This is a genomic window from Streptomyces mayonensis, assembly GCF_018982965.1.
GTDB classification, from domain to species: domain Bacteria; phylum Actinomycetota; class Actinomycetes; order Streptomycetales; family Streptomycetaceae; genus Streptomyces; species Streptomyces mayonensis.
In genome coordinates, this window is the sequence record NZ_JACBYP010000063.1 from 1 (window position 1) to 16,886 (window position 16,886).

Here is a 16,886-nt window from a genome sequence, read left to right on the forward strand (position 1 = left end):
CCCACCCGCCACCCCGGGAGCGAGGTGCACATCACCGGGGCCGGCCGGGCCACCCTCGCCGCCCCCGCGCCCCTGCCCCGGCCGACCCCCGAACAGCCCCCGCACCGCCGCCCCAACGCCCACTGATCCGGCCGGGCGGTGCACATCCGCCCGGCCGGCGCCTTCCCGAGCGCGCGCCGGTGGGGCGCGGGTTAACGTGACCTTGTTTCCGACTCTTGACTCTCCGGCTCTCCGACTTGCCGACCTCTCCGGCCCGCCGCCTCCCCGGCCCTCCGGCTCCCGCGCCTGGCCCGGGCCTCGGAACCCGGATCCCGGGCTCCGGCCACGGGCGGCAGGAGCCGAGGACCGAGCGGCCCGCGCGGAGCGGGGTGAGGGGTTGCACGATGGCCGACGGCGCGGACGCCCTGCTCGTCGGCGGCCGGCGGAACGAACCGACGGCGACGTCCGGCAGCACGGGCCGCCTGCGCGCCACCGGTCCGCTCGCGGCGGTGGCCGCCGCCTTCGTCCTCGCCCAACTCCTCCTCGTACCACTCTCGATGGGCCTCGGCTGGGACGAGACGGTGTACGTCAGCCAGGTCACCACCCACCACCCCGCCGCCTTCTTCAGCGCACCGCGCGCCCGCGGCGTCTCCCTGCTGGTGGCGCCCGTCGCCTCCTGGTCGGCCTCCACCGAACTGCTGCGCCTCTACCTCGCCGTACTGTCGGGACTCGGCCTGTATCTCGCGCTGCGCGCCTGGCAGGGCCTGCTGCCCGTCCGGGTCCTGGCCACCGCCGGAGGCTTCTTCGCCACCCTGTGGGTGACCCTCTTCTACGGTCCGCAGGCCATGCCCAACTACTGGGTCGCGATCGGCGCCCTGATCTGCGTGGGCTGCTTCCTGCGCGCCCTGCGGACGCGCCCCGGCCGGCGGGCGCTGTGGGGCGTGGCGGCGGGGGCCGCGCTGATGGCGCTGATGCGGCCCACCGACGCGGTCTGGGTGGCCCTGCCCCTGCTCGTCCTCGCCCCCGTACGCCGCCACTGGCCGCTGCTGGTCGCCCTCGCGGGAGGGCTGGCGGCCGGGGGAGCCGAGTGGGTGATCGAGGCCCACGCCTGGTACGGCGGCCTCGGCGAGCGCCTTGCCCGCGCCTCCGAGATCCAGGGCGGCCTCGGCTGGAACCTCGCCGTCGACGACCAGATGCGCAGCCTGGGCGGACGGGGGCTGTGCCGCCCGTGCACCGGGGCGATGCCGCACCCGGTGGTCACTCTCTGGTGGCTCGTCCTGCCCGTCGCCGCGAGCCTCGGAGTGGTCGTCGCGGTCCGGGCCCGGCGGGCCGCCTGTGCGGCGGTCCCCTTCGCGTGCGCCGTGACGGCCGCGGTGCCCTACCTCTTCATGATCGGCTATGCCGCGCCCCGCTTCCTGCAGCCCGTCTACGCCCTGCTCGCCGTCCCGGTCGCCGTCGCCCTGTGTCACCTCTTCCGCCTGGTCGGGGCGGTACGCGGCCGCCGGCGACCGGCCGTCGCGACGCTGATCGCGCTCGTGCTGGCCGGGCACCTGGCGGTCCAGTTCACCGTCCTGGCGGCCACCGCCGGCCGCACCGTCGACGACCGCCGGGACTGGACCCGCGTCGCCACCGAACTGCACCGGCTCGGCGTCCGCCCGCCCTGCCTGGTCACCGGGCACGAGTCCATCCCGATCGGCTACTACGCCGGCTGCTCCTCCGGGGCGACGGGCGGCAACAACGCGAACACCACCGCTGCCCAGATCGTGTCCACCGCCCGCCGCGTCCCGGTCGCCGACATCACCGGGCCGGACGGCACCCCGCCGGGCTTCGCCCGCGACTGGCGGCCGTACCGCATCACCGACCTGGAGATCCGCGTCGCACCCGCGGGATAGAGATGCCGCACCCGCGGGTTAGAGATCACGTATCTGGAAACGCGAACCGGACAGGGGGACGAGAGAGCCGACGCGAGCGCGAGAGGGAGGCAGCGATGGGCACGGACCCGATGGCCGACGACGCCTACCAGCCCACCGGTACCAACGAGGAGCAGGAGGACGCCGCGCCCCTCGACCTCCAGGACGCCGTCGACGAGCGGACCTACGACGACACCCTCGACGAGGGCTACTCCCCGCCGGAGAAGCCCCTCGGCGTGGACAAGCACGGCACCACGGCCGCCGAGCAGCACGAGGGCGAGACCCTGGACGAACGCCTCGCCGAGGAGAACCCCGACGTCACGGCACCCGACGGCGACGGTGTCGGCGACGAGCCCGACGGCGAGGGCGAACCCGTCGACCCGGAGGCGGGCACCGACCGCGCCGGCCGGCTGGTCGCCCCCGACGAGGGAGCGCACACCGACACGACCAAGGAGACCGTCGCGGAGGACGTCGGCATCGACGGCGGAGCCGCCGGTGCCGAGGAGGCCGCCGTGCACGTCGTGGAGGACGAGACGGAACTGCCGGACCCCCGGAACGGGTGACACCGGGACGACCGGCGGCCGAGGACCGGCGGTCGGCACCCCGCAGCACGGCAGCACGGCACACGGCACCGAGGCAGCGAACCGGATCCGAGGAGCACTGATCATGTCGACGTCACAGCCCGACGCCCCCCTCCCGTCCGACGGGTCGTCCGACGCCCGCGCGGGGGACGACCGCGCCACCCCGGACGACCTGCTCCATGCCCGTACCGGCACGGACGTGTCCCCCGAGGACCTGGTCCTGGCGGCCGGCCGGGACGTCACCCCCGACAACCTCGCATGGGCCAGGCGCAGACTGGCCGAGGACGGCCCCGCGGCCCTGGACAAATTGCTGCCCTGACCGCTGGGGGTGAACGGGTGGACTCCCGGACGGCACGTGCGCAGGAACGTCAACGCCCCGCCGGGGGCACGGGACGCAGGACGAGCATCGTGACGTCGTCCTGCACGTCCGGGCAGAACCGTACGAGATCCGCCCAGACCCGTGCCGGGAGCCCGCCGGTCTCCTCCTGCGCGAAGGCGGCCAGCCGCTCCGCCAGCGGATAGAACGCGCCGTCGGCGTCCCTGGCCTCGACCACCCCGTCGGACGCCAGGAAGAGCCGGTTGCCGGGGCGCAGCTCCACCGTGCACGCCTCGATCGCACCGGTGTCCGCCAGCCCGAGGCCCAGCGGCGTCCACGGCGCGACCTCCACCTCGGCCGCCCTGCCCGCCCGCAGCAGCAGGGGCGGCGGGTTGCCGCAGACGACTACACGTACCTCACGGGCGCCTGCGGAGAACTCCAGCAGCGCCGCTGTCGCGAACAGCTCGGCATGCCGGGCGTCGGCCGAGTCCACCAGGAGCCTGCGGTCCAGCCGCCCCGCCACCGACGCGAGGTCCGGCAGGTCGAGGACCGCCTCCCGGAACGCCCCCAGCAGCGAGGCCACCGTCGACACCGCCGACAGACCGTGCCCCTGCACGTCCCCCATGACGACCCGTACGCCGTAGGGACCGTCCCGCACGTCGAAGAAGTCGCCGCCGACCAGGGTCCCGCGCTGTGCCGCCCGGTACAGCCCGGCGCAGCGCACCGCCCCGACCCGCTCGGGCAGCGGGGGCACGACCGCCCGCTGCGCCGCCTCGGCGACCGTCCGCTCCAGCCCGAGCTGGGCGTCGCGACGGCTGCGCACGAAGGACACGAAGACGCTGAGCACGGCGACGAAGATCAGCGTCAGCAGGTCGGCGTCGCCCGGCCGGTCCAGCCCGAAGACCGGGACGGTCAGCAGCGCGACCACGGCACCGCACAGCACGGCCGTGGCCAGGGGGCCGTAGGACAGGACGGCCAGTGGCGGGATGGCGCCCAGCAGGAAGCCGATGTCGAGCCGGTCGTCGCTGACGAGCGTGGCCACGAGGATCGCCGCGGTGAGCGCCACAGGCAGCACCCGTACCCAGCGGGGCGGCGGAGCCCCCGTCAGCCAGCTCCGCCGGTCCTCGCCCAGATGCAGCAGCGAGCCGGACACCTTGCGCACACGTCCACGCTCCTACGCCGCCCCGCGCCCCGCACGCCGAACCGGTCGCGCGGGGCGGAACACGCACACGCGATCTAGAACGCGCCGAGCGTCAGCCGGAACCCGGTGGGCGCCGTGTCCTGGATGTAGGACGCGAAGTCGGCCACGTCGTCGAAGGCGAAGCCGTACGCCCTGCCGTCCTCGGTGGCCGCGTGCACGGCCTTCGCGTAGTGGTTGGTCAGGTCGGTCCCATAGAAGGACGCCGGGTCGGTCGTGGGCTGCTCGGCGCTGGAGACCAGCGTGGAGCGGTTGAAGCCCGCGCCGAGGACCGCGGCGACGGGGCCGGTCGTGCCGTCGTTGGGCGCGGCGAGGTTGCCGTCGCAGAACAGCACGTCCCGGGTGGACGGCTTGGCGAAGGAGACCTGGGCGGGCCCGTCGAAGGTCAGCCGGTCGCCGCGCACCCGGCCGGTGAAGGTGCCGGCGTTGGTGGTGATCCTGAGATCCTTGCCGGTGTAGGTGCTCCACACCTCGTCGATGTACGGCGCCAGGTAGTCCTTGGGGAACAGCCCCGCGTCCAGGCCGTGCCCGGGCGCGATCACCCGGGTGTCGTCCACGACCAGCGGGGCGAACTCCTCGACCTTGCGCAGCGCGTCGAAGACGGCGGCCCGGCCGCCCGCACGGATGGTGCCGGTCGTCTGGTCCTCGGAGCCGGTCAGGCGGATGCCCAGCGGCACGCTGAACATGTCGACCATGGTGGTGTTGCAGAACATGCCGGAGGAGTTGTACGTGAACTCCGCGCAGTCGTGCAGCACCCCGTAGTTGGGGTCCGACTCGACCCAGCCCGCCGGGTACTGCAGCGCCGCGTTGCCCGCGCCGTCCGCGACGACCTTGAACTTCAGCTTCTCGCCGAGGGACACGTAGATCCGGCCGGAGAGGTACGGCAGGTTCAGCTTGGTGTCGCCGCTGCCCGCGAGGCTGATGGCGTAGTCGGTGAAACCGTCGGCTCCGTTGTCGGAGAGGGCCACCGGGGCGACGGTGCCGTCGGGGGTGACCCGCACCTGTGTGCCGTCCTGGTTGCCCACGATGTAGACGTGGACGTCCGCGTTGCCGAAGGAACCGGTGTTGTTGACGATCGTCAGCGGCAAGGCACCGGCAGCCTTGGTCCCGGAGCCGGAGTCGTCCGAACCGACGCCCGCGAGCGCGTGCGGGGCGACGACGGCGGCGACCGGAGCGGCCACCACCATGCCGCCGAGGGCGACGAGCAGCTTGCGGCGGCCGAGCGGGCGCTGGTGACGAGGGGTCATGTGGGGAGTCTCCAAATGATCGGGGCATGACAGGGCAGAGCAGAACTCGGGAGGGGACCCTGAGAGCGCTCTCACGCCGTGCGGCGATCGTACGCAGCGGGGGTGCCCCGGCCAACCGCCACCAACCACCGCCAAACCCGTTGTACCAGCTGGGACTTGGGGTCACGGGCACTGGCCGGGGCACGCTTAACCGGTGTTTAAGGCGTGCTTAATCCGAGCCGCGCGGTCTCACCTCAACGGCCACGCTGACCGGCCCGCACACCGTGCCAGGTGCGTCGGCCGGACAGCCGGCACCGGACCGTACGCCCCGATCAGCAGCATGAGGGCGGGGACGGTTTGGCGGAGGTACTCGCCGAAGCGAGAGCCACGACGGATGACACGGTCGTCACCACGACTTGACGCGGCGTCATGCTGGTCGACTTGAGCATGTCCAGGCGCGGCGCCGCTCCCGGATGTTGTCGCAGCACTCGGTGTCTTCAACACCGTCCTGCTCGACGTACTGCTAGGCATGCGCCGTCGGGCGTGGTCGGAACTCGCTGAAGTGGGCGTCGGTCCTGTTTACGTCACGGCTCCCGAAGCGGGGTGTGGGCCGACAGGATGGTGGTGCGGTACTGGCTGGGCGGCACTCCCACCGCTGCGCGGAAGGCGCGGCTGAAGTCGGTGAGGCGGGGGAAGCCCCATCGGGCGGCGATGGCCTCGATGGTCAGGTGATGCAGCTCTGGGTCGGCCAGGTCGCGTCGGCATCGGTCCAGGCGCTGGCGTTTGATGTAGGCATTCACCGAGGTGCCGTGGAGCTGGAAGATCCGGTGCAGATAGCGCAGGGAGATCTGGTGGGCTGCGGCGATGGTGGCGGGCCGAAGTTCGGGGGCGGGCAGATGCTGGTTGATGAACGCGGTGATGCGCAGGAACAGCACGCGCTGCGGCGACTGGACCGGCAGAGTCATCTCGTCGTCGAGGTGGTGTCCCAGCACGGCGGTCGCCAGATCGACCGCGGTGTGCCCCAGTCGTGCGGCATCACGCGGAGTGCATTGGAGATGTTCCTCGATCAGGGAGTTCAGGAACTGCGCGTAGAGACGTCCGACGCCCTGTGTACCCGACAACGGCTCCGCCAGGAGGCGCGTGACCTTCTGCTCCGGCAGGGGCAGCATCCACTTCGGGAACTGCAGGACGATCGCCTCGGGGTCGGCCTGATCGGTGTATGTCACGGCATCGAAGGGGCGTGAGCTGTCGTAGAAGACCAGTTGCCCGGGGCCGAGGAGCGTGCGGGTGCGGTTCTGTTCGATGCCTTGGTGGCCGCGGCGGATCAAGGCCATCTGGTAGTGCTCGGGGTCCGACTGCCGGATCAATTTCGGTGTCCGCTGTGAGAACAGCGGGGTGTATGACATCACGGACATGTGCGGGGCCCCCAGAGGCATGGCCTGCAGCCCCGCCCGGCACTCGGCGGGGTTCAGGAACTTGATCCTCGTGGTGATCAGCGCGCGGGCCGTGAGTTCCGCCCAAGCCTCAGCCCGGTCGCCGACGGGCAACTGAGCACTGTCGAACACGTCTTCCAGGAGAGTCCCCATCGGGGCTAAGCGTCTCTCGCGCGCCGTCCGTCGCGGGAGTGCACAATGCGCCAACAACAGTGCACGGACCGCTCACGACAGCAGCCAGTACGACGGGCAGCCTGGACGAAGAACGTCGCGAGACCTGGTGAGCACGGCTTGCGATCGCCCTGAGTACGTGTCGCTGAGCTCCACGGAAGACGACGCGGGACCCGCGCGACTTCCGACACCAGGCCGTGCTCACTACAAGTCCAGCAACCATGCATCGAAAGGCGCTCCAATGAAACGAGTACTGGCCAGTGCGTTCGCCACCGTGGCCCTGGCAGGGGCCGGCCTGGCGACCTCCGCGTCGAGCGTGTCGGCGGCTCCCCAGGATGCGACCGCGCTGTCGTGCCGCGTGGTGTTCGACGACGGGAACACAGCGGGCGTCAGTTGTACGGGCGGAGCCTTCGTGGCTGCGGCGAAGTGCGCGAACGGACGCACTGCCCAAGGCGCGCTCGCGGCTTCCGGCACCACTTCGTACGCCTACTGCACTTCTCTCAACTCACGTCTGGCTACGCCTCGCGATATTCGCGGAATCGCCTGGAACGGTTGAGAACCCCGCCGAAGTGGTGGCCTTGCCTTGCCGTGCGTGGGTCCGGCCCGCGCACGGCAAGGAGTGCGGGCCGACCATGACGCGGGTCTACGGCGAAGGCTTACGGCAGACCTCCATGCCGGCACCTTGGTCGACTGGCGGCTTCATCCATGACTCCATAAGGGGGAAACACGTGTCACGCACAGTCAGGACGAGTTCGGGGACTTGTCATCTCGTCGTGGCCACCGCGCTCGTCTCGGCCCTGCTGGGAGGTGCGGCCGCGGCAGGAACGGGAGCGGCGTCGGCAGCCGAGAAGGCGGTGAGCTCCCCGTCGTCGGCCGAGGCCGTCCACTACTGCGGATACGACGACCGCAGGACCCCGCCCACCATCGCCCGCGGTTCCAAGGGCGACACCGTGCGCGAGGCCCAGTGCCTGCTGACGGACTGGGACTACTACCTCGGCCCGACCGGGGTCGATGGCGACTTCGGCCACTACACCGAAAGGGCCGTCGAGCAGTTCCAGGACGACTTCGGCGTGGCCGGAGGCGTCGACGGCATCGTCGGACCCAAGACCTGGGACGCGCTACGCACCTACTCCGCCCATAAAGGGGCCCGGCTAGTAGTGCTTCACTGCGGTTTCCTGGTTTGCCCGGCACGTTCGTCGGCGGACCGCCGTTTGCAGTGGCTGCGTCGGGCGGTTGCCTGGTGGCGCCTGTGCCAGAGCGGACACCTGCGGCGCGGACGGCTTCCGCGCTTCGGTTCTGCCGGTCGTTGTGGTCCATGTGCGGGATCTTGAGGCCACGAGCAGCCCGTGGCACGCTCATGCCGCATGATCGATGAATTCGCGAAGGACAGCCTGCACGGAAGACTGCGGCGGGACCGCATGGCGCTGCTGTGGAAACTCGACGGCCTGTCCGAGTACGACGCCCGCCGGCCTTTGACAGTGACCGGGACCAACCTCCTCGGCCTGGTCAAGCACGTGGCCGGCGTCGAGGCCAGGTACTTCGGCGAGGTCTTCGACCGGCCGTCCCCGCAACCGCTGCCCCGGTGGCAGGACCACGACGGCAGCGATCTGTGGGCGGCTGCGGACGAAACACGCGATCAGATCATCGAGTTCTACCGGCGCACGTGGGAACACTCGGACGCGACGATCGACGAGCTTGCCCTCGATGCGCCCGGCCGCGTGCCCTGGTGGCCGGAGCCGTATGCCGACACGAACCTGTTCGCCATCCTGGTCCACGTCCTCGGCGAGACCAACCGGCATGCCGGGCACGCCGACATCCTGCGCGAAGGCGTCGACGGCCGAACCGGGATGCGCCCCGAACACGAAATGCGGATCGACGAGGACGCCCGCACCGCCTACTGCGCGAAGATCGAGCAGGCCGCCAGATCGGCCGCATCAGTCAGGGCACAGAAGGCTGTTCCACGTGGCTGGATGTCCGAGCGGAATGGTGCCGGCGGCCGTGAGCGCTGATCTGTCGATGCGCCTTGTTCCTGGTGAACTCCGGAAGCCGGTCTCCTTGTTACTGCCGTCGTTCGCGCTCGACCGTCGCGCTCAGGGGCGCTCCGGCAGGATGTGCTCGGCCTCGGCGAGGATCTCGGTGATGCGCAGGCCGAACGCGGCGTCGCACGGGTGCGGACGCCCGCCGCCCGCTGCGGCCAGCAGTGCGTCCGCGGCCCGTTGCAGCGCGGGCACCGCGCCCTGTGCCGCGTCCGGGAGGAGCGTTACCCCCGACCGGCCCCGCAGTTCCACCGCCGTACCCGCCGCGGCGGGCGGTGCCGTGAGGCTGAGCGTGAGCGTGCTGGACGCTCCGCCGGCGTGGTCGAGTGCCAGGTGGACGGTGTCCCCGGGGCCCGGGGCAGCCGCCGTCACCCGCAGGGCGTCGCCCAGGACGGGCAGGAGGACGGACAGGGCGTGCGGCCCCACGTCCCACAGGGCGCCCTTCTCGCGCCGCCACGGTGAGTCGGCGAACGGGCTGCCGTCGCCGCCGAACACGGACCCGAGCCACTGTGCCCGAGCGGTGAACCAGCCGTCCCCCGCGGCCTGTTCGGCGATCCACGCCTCGGTCTCCGGCTGGAAGCGTGCGGTGAAGAAGACCACGGAGGCCACGCCCGCCGCCCGCGTCGCCTCGAGGACCGCACGCCCCTGCGCCACGGTCGTCGCCAGCGGTTTGTCGAGCAGCAGGTGGCAGCCGGCCCGCGCGGCCCGCACCGCCCACTCCGCCTGTACGCCGGGCGGCAGCGCGACGGCGACGGCCTCCACGTCGGCGAGCAGGGCGTCGGCGTCGTCGTAGGCGCGTGTGCCGTGCCGCTCCGCCAGTGCCTTCGCGGCCTCGGGGCGGCGACCCCACACCCCGACGAAGTCCAGCCCGTCGTGACCGGCCAGGGCCGGGGCGTGTGCCATGTCCGCCCAGGGGCCGGTGCCGAGCAGTCCGATACGCATGCCGCCGCCTCTCCACGGTGCCGGACCCGGCGGGACCGGCCGACGTCCCCGCCCCGGCGGCGAGATGCCGGCGGGGCGACGCCGAGCGTGCCACACCGAGGGGGTGGCACGGCAAGACCGCGACGCCGGACGGCGCGGTGCCGGCGCCCTCCCTCGTGCCCGCGGCTCTCCGTCGTGCCGGTCTCCGTCTCTGCGCCCGTACCCTTCTGCATGCCGGCGCGGCGAAACCGGCCCGGCGGGGTGTCGAAAAGACCGGTGCACGACCCTGGGGACCGACCGGACGGTATGCCATCCTTCGGGGCAGGACGAGTCAGGGGGCAGGCCCGGCGCGGGCGGGACGGTCCGCCGCGGGGCGCCTCCGCAAGCCCTGCCCCGGGGAGGACCGCGATGCAGCACGCCGTACGGTCACGAGCAGCGATCCGCACCGGGCTGACGCCCGTGCCGCGGCCGCGGACACCCGGCGTCACGTCGTTGATCGACGCGGACGCCCTGCGCGTACTCCACCGGGCGGCCCGCTGCCTGCTCGACGACCTGCCCGACCTCACCGACCGGCTGGTCGCCCTGTTGGACGAGCAGGAACCGGCGTACCGCCAGGCCCTCACGAAGGACCCCTCCGCGACCTGGCAGGAGGCCCACCGCTCGCTGCGGCACAGCGTGACCTCGCTGCTGGACCCGCGTGGTGCGCGGGAAGCCGCCCTGCGCTGTTCGTGGCGGATCGGTGCCGTCCGCGCCGAGCAGGGCCTCCCGCTGGACGCGCTGCTGCACGCCTTCCGTCTCGGCGGTTCCCTGGTGTGGCAGCGGCTGGTCGAGGAGACCGCCAGGGCCGCCCCCGAGGACGTACGCCTGCTCGTGCACGTGGCGGCCGACGTGTGGAACTTCGTCGACGAGCACTGCACGCTCGTCGCGGACGCCTACCGCCAGACCGAGTGGCGGATCGGACGCCGCCGGGAGAACCGGGCCCGGGTACTGGCGGCGGGCCTGCTCGACGGCACCGGCCGCATCGCCGACCTGCCCGAGGCCGCCCGGGCGCTGGACCTGCCGGAGCAGGGCCGGTACATGGTGGTCGCCGTCGCCGGAGGGCCTCCCGGCCACCCCGCAGAGGGCCGCCCTTCCGCGGGGCGTCCCGACGCGGGTCGCCCTGCCGTCGGCCGGCCCGCCGCAGGCCGCGCCGCCGCGGTGCCCTCCGGCAGCCGCGTCCACTGGCACGCCGGTCCCGACGTCGACTACGGCATCGTCCTCGTCACCGCCGACGGCGGCCTGCCGGACCCGAACGATCCGGTGTCCGAACCGCGCGCCTCCCTCCCCGGCCTCCGGATCGGCGTCGGCAGCCCGGTCGACGGGCTGGCCGCCGTCGGCGACGCGCGCAGGCTCGCGGACACCGCCCTGGAGATCTGCCCCGAGGCCGGCGGCACGGTGCGGCTGGCCGACCAGCTCCCCGCCGCCCTGGTCGTCTCCAGCCCGGGGCTCGGCCGGGCCCTCGCGGACCGCGTCCTCGGCCCGCTGCTCCGCCTGGAGCCCGCCGACCGCGAGGTCCTGCTGGACACCCTGACGACGTGGCTCGACTGCGACGGATCCGCCCAGCGGGCGGGTGAACGCCTCTACTGCCACCGCAACACCGTCCTCAACCGCCTCCGCCGCTGCGAGCAGCTCACCGGCCGTTCCCTGTCCCGCCCGGCCGACGTCGTCGAGATCAGCCTCTCCTTGACCACCCGCCGCGTCCTGCGCGACTGACCTCCTCCCGGTTCCCCACACCACGCCGGTTCCCCACACCACGCCGGGTCCCCGCTCCGCCCGAACCACCGAAGCCCCAGCCCCTCGGACCGTCCACCGCTGGGCATCCGCACAGACTCGTCGCCCCCGGACTGGGACGCCGCAGCGACCCGGCCCCGACGCCCTGTACGGCCGCTCCCGCCCGTGCTGTCGTGAGCTCCCCCTCACCCGTCACCGTGCCCTTCCGGCCGGTCCCAAGGAGCCGCGATGCCCGCAGTGCCACCGGACGGCGCGCCCGCACTGCACGTCGAGAGCCTCGACGTGACGTACGGGCGTGCGCTGTCCGCCCTCCGCTCCGTGTCCCTGAGCGTCCCGTCCGGCGCCGTCGTCGCACTGCTCGGTGCCAACGGCGCCGGCAAGACGACCCTGCTGCGAGCCGTCTCGGGCACCCTGCGCCTGCACCGGGGAGCGATCACGGCCGGCAGCGTCCGCTACGGCGACACGGTCCTCGACGGCCGGGACCCGGTCGCCGCTGTACGCGCCGGAGTCGTCCAGGTACCCGAAGGCAGGCGGGTGTTCGCCGGTCTCACCGTCGACGAGAACCTGCGGGCCGGCGCGCTCGGCCCGCACCGCCGGACCCCGGACCGGGCGCACGAGGCCCGGGAGCGGGTCCTCACCCTCTTCCCGAGGCTGGCCGAGCGCACCCGCCAGCCGGCCGGCCTGCTGTCCGGCGGCGAGCAGCAGATGCTGGCCATCGGCCGCGCCCTGATGGCCGCGCCCCGCCTGCTCCTGCTGGACGAACCCTCCCTCGGCCTCGCCCCGATGATGGTGGACCGCATCGCCGGGGTCGTCCGCGAGATCAACGCCCAGGGCACCGCCGTACTGCTCGTCGAACAGAACGCCGGCATGGCGCTCTCCCTCGCCGAACACGCCCACGTCCTCGAGGTCGGTGAGCTCCGCCTCTCCGGCGACGCCGCCGAACTGGCGCGGACGGACGCCGTACGGCGCCTCTACCTGGGGGAGACCGCCGACGACGCCGACGCGAGGGGTGCCGCGTGAGCGCCCCCGCCCCCGCCCCCGCCGCCGCGCCGCCCGCGCTCGAAGTCCGGGGCGTGAGTGTGCGCTTCGCCGGACTCCTCGCCCTCGACGACGTCTCCTTCACCGTCGCCCCCGGCACCGTGCACGCCGTCATCGGCCCCAACGGCGCCGGCAAGTCCACCTGTTTCAACGTCCTGTCGGGCCTGTACCGGCCCACCGCCGGCACCGTGCGGCTCGGTGCCGCCCGGCTGACCCGGCTCGCCCCGCACCGGATCGCCACGCTCGGCGTGGCCCGCACCTTCCAGAACATCGTCACCACCGGTGGCACCGTCGCCGACAACCTCATGCTCGGCCGGCACGCCCTGTCCCGGGCCGGGTTCACCGCCACCGCCCTGCGCCTGCCGAGTGCCGTACGGGAACAGCGCGCACACCTCGCCAGGGCCCGCGAGATCGCCGAACTCACGGGACTGGGCAACCACTTCGACACGCCCGTAACCCTGCTGCCCTACGGCGACCGCAAACGCGTCGAACTCGCCCGCGCCCTCTGTCTGGAGCCCCGTGTCCTGCTGCTCGACGAACCCGTGGCCGGCATGAACGCCGCCGAACGAGCCCGCACGGCCGAGGTCGTCCGGGACGTCCGCGCCCGACTCGGCCTGTCCGTCGTGCTGGTCGAGCACGACATGGGCCTGGTCATGCGCCTCGCCGACGAGGTCACCGTCCTCGACTTCGGCCGCGTCGTCGCCCACGGCACCCCCGACGAGGTCCGGCGCGACCCCGAGGTGCTGCGCGCCTACCTCGGCACCGGTACGGGAACCGCCACCGCCACCACCGCCGTGACGAAGGAGGACGCGACGTGAGCGGCTTCCTCGACAACCTTCTGAACGGTCTCGCCCTCGGCGCGGTCTACGCGCTGATCGCCCTCGGCTTCGTCACCATCTTCAAGGCGTCGGGCGTACTGAACTTCGCCCACGGCTCCCTGCTGCTGCTCGGCGGCTACCTCGTCGCCGTCCTCCACGACGACCTCGGCTTCGCCGGAGCGCTGGCCCTCGCGGTCCTCGCGACGGGCGCCGTCGCCGGGCTCCTCGACCGGCTGGTGCTGCAGCGGGTCGGGGGCCACGACCCGCACGCCGCCCATGTGCAGACCATCGTCACCATCGGCATCGACATCGTCCTGGTCACCGACCTCGCCCGCCGTGTCGGCGGCGACCTGCTGCCACTCGGCGACCCGTGGGGCGACGCCGTGTCGGACCTGGGCCCCGTGACCGTCGCCGACAGCCGGCTCGCCGCGATCCTGGTCTCCGCCGCGGCCATCGGCGGCGCCTTCGCGCTGTTCCGGTTCACCGCCTGGGGCCTGTCGCTGCGGGCGGCCGCCGAGGACGCCGAGGCCGCCGCCCTGATGGGCGTACGGCTGACCCGGGTACGCACCGCCGCCTGGTGCCTGGCAGGCGGCCTCGCCGCGCTCGCCGCGGTCTTCCTGGTCGCGTTCCCGGCGCCGGGACTGGAGCGCACCACCGGCCAGATCGCCCTCAAGGCCTTCCCGGCCGCCATCCTCGGCGGCATGGCGTCCCCCGTCGGCGCCCTGGTGGGCAGTCTGCTCATCGGCCTCACCGAGGCCTTCGTCGCCGGGTACCAGTCCGACCTGCACGTCCTCGGCGAGGGCTTCGGCGACGTCGCGCCGTACGCCGTGATGGTGCTGGTCCTCCTGGTGCGCCCCGCCGGGCTCTTCGCGGCGAGGGGAGCGGCCCGTGTCTGACCTCAGGTCCCTCGTCCGCCGCCGCGGCAGCCTCCTGCTGTCCGCCCTCCTGCTGTGCGCCCTGCCCTTCTACCTGGACGCATTCTGGCTGCGCATCGGCCTGTTCTCCATGGCCGCGGCCATCGGCGCCGTCGGCCTCGGCCTGCTCAGCGGCACCGCGGGACAACTCTCCCTCGGGCACGCCTTCTTCCTCGCCACCGGCGCCTACGGCTACGTGTGGCTGGCCGGCGAACCCGGCCCCGGCCTGCCGCCCGCCGTCGCAGCGGTCCTCGCGGTCCTGCTCGCCGGGGCCGCGGGCGGTCTCTTCAGTCCCGTCGCCGGACGCGTGAAGGGCATCTACCTCGGCGTGGCGACCCTCGCCCTCGTCTTCCTCGGCCACCACGTGCTGCTCACCGCGGACTCCGTCACCGGAGGCTTCAACGGACGCTCGGTGCCGCCGCTGGAGGCGGGCGGTTTCGCCTTCGCCGACTCCGGCCCCCGACTGACCGTCCTGGGCGTGCCGTTCGGCGCCGAGGAACGGCTCTGGTACCTGGGCCTGGCGCTGTTCGCGCTCACCTGTTTCACCGCGCGGGGTCTGCTGCGCGGACGCCCCGGGCGGGCCCTGGCGGCGCTGCGCGACAGCGAGACCGCGGCCTCCGTGATGGGCGTGCACGTCGCCCGGTACCGCTCGGCGGCGTTCGTCGTCTCCTCGATGTACGCGGGCCTCGCCGGTGTGCTGCTCGCGCTCTCCTTCCGCCGCGTCGTGCCCGACTACTTCTCCCTCGCCCTCTCCGTCGACTACCTCGCCATGATCGTCATCGGCGGCCTCGGATCGGTGGCCGGCGCCAGTGCCGGCGCCGTCTTCGTCACCGCGCTGCCGCTGCTGATGACGCGCTACGCCGACCAGTTGCCCCTGGTGGCGACGCCGGGTTCGGGTGACGGCGCCATCGGCCCGACCGAGGCATCCCGCTACCTCTACGGCGCCGCGATCGTGGTGATCCTGCTCCGCGCCCCCGACGGACTGAGCGGACTGGCCGGCCGGGCCCGGGCCCGCCTGCGCCGCAGACCGCCCGTCACGGGCCCGCCCGGCGCCGCGTCCGATTCCGAAAGTTCCGAAGAGTCCGGCGCTTCCGGCGCTTCCGGCGCCTCCGACGACTCCGACGACTCCGATCCCTCCGCACGAGCCAAGGAGCACACCCCGTGAACGTCACGCACCCAAGTCCCCGCACCACCCGGCGTTCCACCCCTTCCGCCCGGTCCGCCCGTTCCGTCCGGACCGCCGCGCTGGCCGCGGCGCTGGCCGCCGTGCTGCTCGCGGGCGCCGCCTGCAGCTCCAAGGCGGACGGCGGGAGCACCGACGACGCCGCCGACGGCGTCAAGTCCGGTCCCGGAGTCAGCGACGGGACCGTCAGACTGGGCGCCCTGACCGACCTCACCGGGCCCTATGCCACCCTCGGCAAGAGCATCGTGCAGGCCCAGCAGATGTGGGCGGACGAGACCAACGCCGCGGGCGGCGTCTGCGGGCGCGACGTCGAGATCGTCGTCAAGGACCACGGCTACGACGTACAGAAGGCGGTCACCGCGTACGCCGACATCGCCCCGGACGTCGTCGCGCTGCCCCAGGTCATCGGGTCGCCGGTGGTCGCCGCCCTGCTCGACGACATCGAGCGGGACCACATGCTGACCTTCCCGCAGGCCTGGGCCGCCTCCCTGCTCGGCATGGACCCGGTACAGGTCCTTGGCACCACCTACGACCTCGACATGATCGCCGCCGTGGACTTCCTGACCCGCACTGGGAAGATCGCCGAGGGCGACACGATCGGTCACGTGTACTTCGAGGGGGACTACGGCGCCAACGCGCTGGAGGGCTCGGAGTGGGCCGCCGAGCAGGCCGGGGCCAAGGTGCTGGGGCAGAAGATCAAGGCCACCGACACCGACCTGACCGCGCAGGTCTCCGCGCTGAGCAAGGCCGGAGCGAAGGCCGTTCTGATCAGCGCGGGCCCCGCCCAGACCGCGTCGCTCGCCGGCGTGGCCGCCGCCCGCGGCCTGAAGGCGCCGATCGTCACCAGCGCCCCCGGCTACGCACCGCAGCTGCTGAAGACACCCGCGGCAGCCGCGTTGATCGCCATGGTCCACGTGGTCAGTGCCGCGCCCGCGGTCAGTTCCGACCTGCCGGGCGTCAAGAAGATGGTCGCCGACTACAACGAGAAGTACCCCGGAGAACCCGTCGACTCCGGAGTGCTCTCCGGCTACAACGCCGCCCGGTTGATGGGAGCCGACCTGAAGAAGGCCTGCGAGGACGGCAGTCTCGCCCGCGCCGACGTGGTCGAGGCGCACCGCTCGCAGAAGAACGCCGACACGGGTCTCGGCACCCCGCAGGACTTCACCCTCGTGACCGCGCCGGCCAGCCGGTCCACCTACGTGCTGAAACCCGACGCCGAGGCGGTCGGCGGCCTGGTCGGCGTGGAGGACGCCCACAAGGCGCCGGGGGTGGACGCCTATCTGGCCGCCCGCGGCTGACCGGATGATCGACTGGCCGTCAACTCCACTGTCCGGCAACCGGTTTGACGGTCACTTGATCCACCCCCCCTGGTTCTGCTGACCAGTGGGTCCT

Annotated in this window: 16 protein-coding genes; 12 read left to right on the forward strand and 4 right to left on the reverse strand. The window is 72.9% G+C overall.

What is annotated here, in order from left to right; genetic code table 11:
* Positions 1 to 383 precede the first annotated feature (383 nt).
* The 3 genes from HZS56_RS22495 to HZS56_RS22505 all read left to right on the forward strand — a co-directional run bounded on the left by HZS56_RS22495 (position 384) and on the right by HZS56_RS22505 (position 2,789).
* On the forward strand, positions 384 to 1,871 hold the full coding sequence (locus HZS56_RS22495) for a hypothetical protein (protein ID WP_216722578.1): 1,488 nt from the start codon (positions 384 to 386) through the stop codon (positions 1,869 to 1,871).
* A gap of 95 nt (positions 1,872 to 1,966) precedes the next feature.
* A complete protein-coding gene (locus tag HZS56_RS22500) occupies positions 1,967 to 2,452 on the forward strand; it encodes a DUF5709 domain-containing protein (RefSeq protein WP_216722579.1) in 486 nt (161 codons plus the stop codon).
* Positions 2,453 to 2,555: 103 nt separating this feature from the next.
* Positions 2,556 to 2,789: a hypothetical protein gene (locus tag HZS56_RS22505; RefSeq protein ID WP_216722580.1), complete on the forward strand. Its 234-nt coding sequence runs from the start codon at positions 2,556 to 2,558 to the stop codon at positions 2,787 to 2,789.
* A gap of 49 nt (positions 2,790 to 2,838) precedes the next feature.
* Here HZS56_RS22505 and HZS56_RS22510 read toward each other — a convergent pair whose 3' ends face one another.
* From HZS56_RS22510 to HZS56_RS22520, 3 genes are all read right to left on the reverse strand, one after another.
* Positions 2,839 to 3,948 carry a PP2C family protein-serine/threonine phosphatase gene (locus HZS56_RS22510; protein ID WP_308408133.1) on the reverse strand — a complete coding sequence of 370 codons (1,110 nt, stop codon included), beginning with the start codon at positions 3,946 to 3,948 and terminating at the stop codon, positions 2,839 to 2,841.
* A gap of 74 nt (positions 3,949 to 4,022) precedes the next feature.
* Positions 4,023 to 5,231 (reverse strand): glycoside hydrolase family 64 protein, encoded by a 1,209-nt coding sequence (locus HZS56_RS22515; protein ID WP_216722581.1) that lies wholly within the window; start codon positions 5,229 to 5,231, stop codon positions 4,023 to 4,025.
* Positions 5,232 to 5,794: 563 nt separating this feature from the next.
* On the reverse strand, positions 5,795 to 6,796 hold the full coding sequence (locus HZS56_RS22520; RefSeq protein WP_216722582.1) for an AraC-like ligand-binding domain-containing protein: 1,002 nt from the start codon (positions 6,794 to 6,796) through the stop codon (positions 5,795 to 5,797).
* 259 nt (positions 6,797 to 7,055) lie between these two features.
* On the opposite strand from HZS56_RS22520, the gene HZS56_RS22525 reads away from it, so the two are divergent.
* The 3 genes from HZS56_RS22525 to HZS56_RS22535 all read left to right on the forward strand — a co-directional run bounded on the left by HZS56_RS22525 (position 7,056) and on the right by HZS56_RS22535 (position 8,823).
* A complete protein-coding gene (locus HZS56_RS22525; protein WP_216722583.1) occupies positions 7,056 to 7,370 on the forward strand; it encodes a hypothetical protein in 315 nt (104 codons plus the stop codon).
* Positions 7,371 to 7,587: 217 nt separating this feature from the next.
* Positions 7,588 to 8,145, forward strand: a complete 558-nt coding sequence (locus tag HZS56_RS22530) for a peptidoglycan-binding domain-containing protein (RefSeq protein ID WP_308408134.1) — start codon at positions 7,588 to 7,590, stop codon at positions 8,143 to 8,145.
* Between the two features lie 33 nt (positions 8,146 to 8,178).
* Positions 8,179 to 8,823, forward strand: coding sequence for a DinB family protein (locus HZS56_RS22535; protein WP_216722584.1), 645 nt, complete (start codon positions 8,179 to 8,181; stop codon positions 8,821 to 8,823).
* Positions 8,824 to 8,904: 81 nt separating this feature from the next.
* On the opposite strand, the gene HZS56_RS22540 is transcribed toward HZS56_RS22535, so the two are convergent.
* A complete protein-coding gene (locus tag HZS56_RS22540) occupies positions 8,905 to 9,792 on the reverse strand; it encodes a Gfo/Idh/MocA family protein (protein WP_216722585.1) in 888 nt (295 codons plus the stop codon).
* A 387-nt stretch (positions 9,793 to 10,179) separates the two neighbouring features.
* On the opposite strand from HZS56_RS22540, the gene HZS56_RS22545 reads away from it, so the two are divergent.
* From HZS56_RS22545 to HZS56_RS22570, 6 genes are all read left to right on the forward strand, one after another.
* The gene (locus HZS56_RS22545) at positions 10,180 to 11,523 is read left to right on the forward strand and encodes a PucR family transcriptional regulator (RefSeq protein WP_216722586.1); all 1,344 of its coding nucleotides are present in this window, start codon (positions 10,180 to 10,182) and stop codon (positions 11,521 to 11,523) included.
* 246 nt (positions 11,524 to 11,769) lie between these two features.
* Positions 11,770 to 12,561: an ABC transporter ATP-binding protein gene (locus tag HZS56_RS22550; protein ID WP_216722587.1), complete on the forward strand. Its 792-nt coding sequence runs from the start codon at positions 11,770 to 11,772 to the stop codon at positions 12,559 to 12,561.
* Entirely contained in the window at positions 12,558 to 13,397 is an 840-nt protein-coding gene (locus tag HZS56_RS22555; RefSeq protein ID WP_216722588.1) for an ABC transporter ATP-binding protein, read from the forward strand. The genes HZS56_RS22550 and HZS56_RS22555 overlap by 4 nt, the downstream gene beginning before the upstream one ends.
* A complete protein-coding gene (locus tag HZS56_RS22560) occupies positions 13,394 to 14,293 on the forward strand; it encodes a branched-chain amino acid ABC transporter permease (protein ID WP_216722589.1) in 900 nt (299 codons plus the stop codon). Before HZS56_RS22555 ends, HZS56_RS22560 begins: the two co-directional genes overlap by 4 nt.
* Entirely contained in the window at positions 14,286 to 15,476 is a 1,191-nt protein-coding gene (locus HZS56_RS22565) for a branched-chain amino acid ABC transporter permease (RefSeq protein WP_216722590.1), read from the forward strand. The genes HZS56_RS22560 and HZS56_RS22565 overlap by 8 nt, the downstream gene beginning before the upstream one ends.
* A complete protein-coding gene (locus HZS56_RS22570) occupies positions 15,473 to 16,792 on the forward strand; it encodes an ABC transporter substrate-binding protein (RefSeq protein WP_374201196.1) in 1,320 nt (439 codons plus the stop codon). The genes HZS56_RS22565 and HZS56_RS22570 overlap by 4 nt, the downstream gene beginning before the upstream one ends.
* Positions 16,793 to 16,886: the final 94 nt, after the last annotated feature.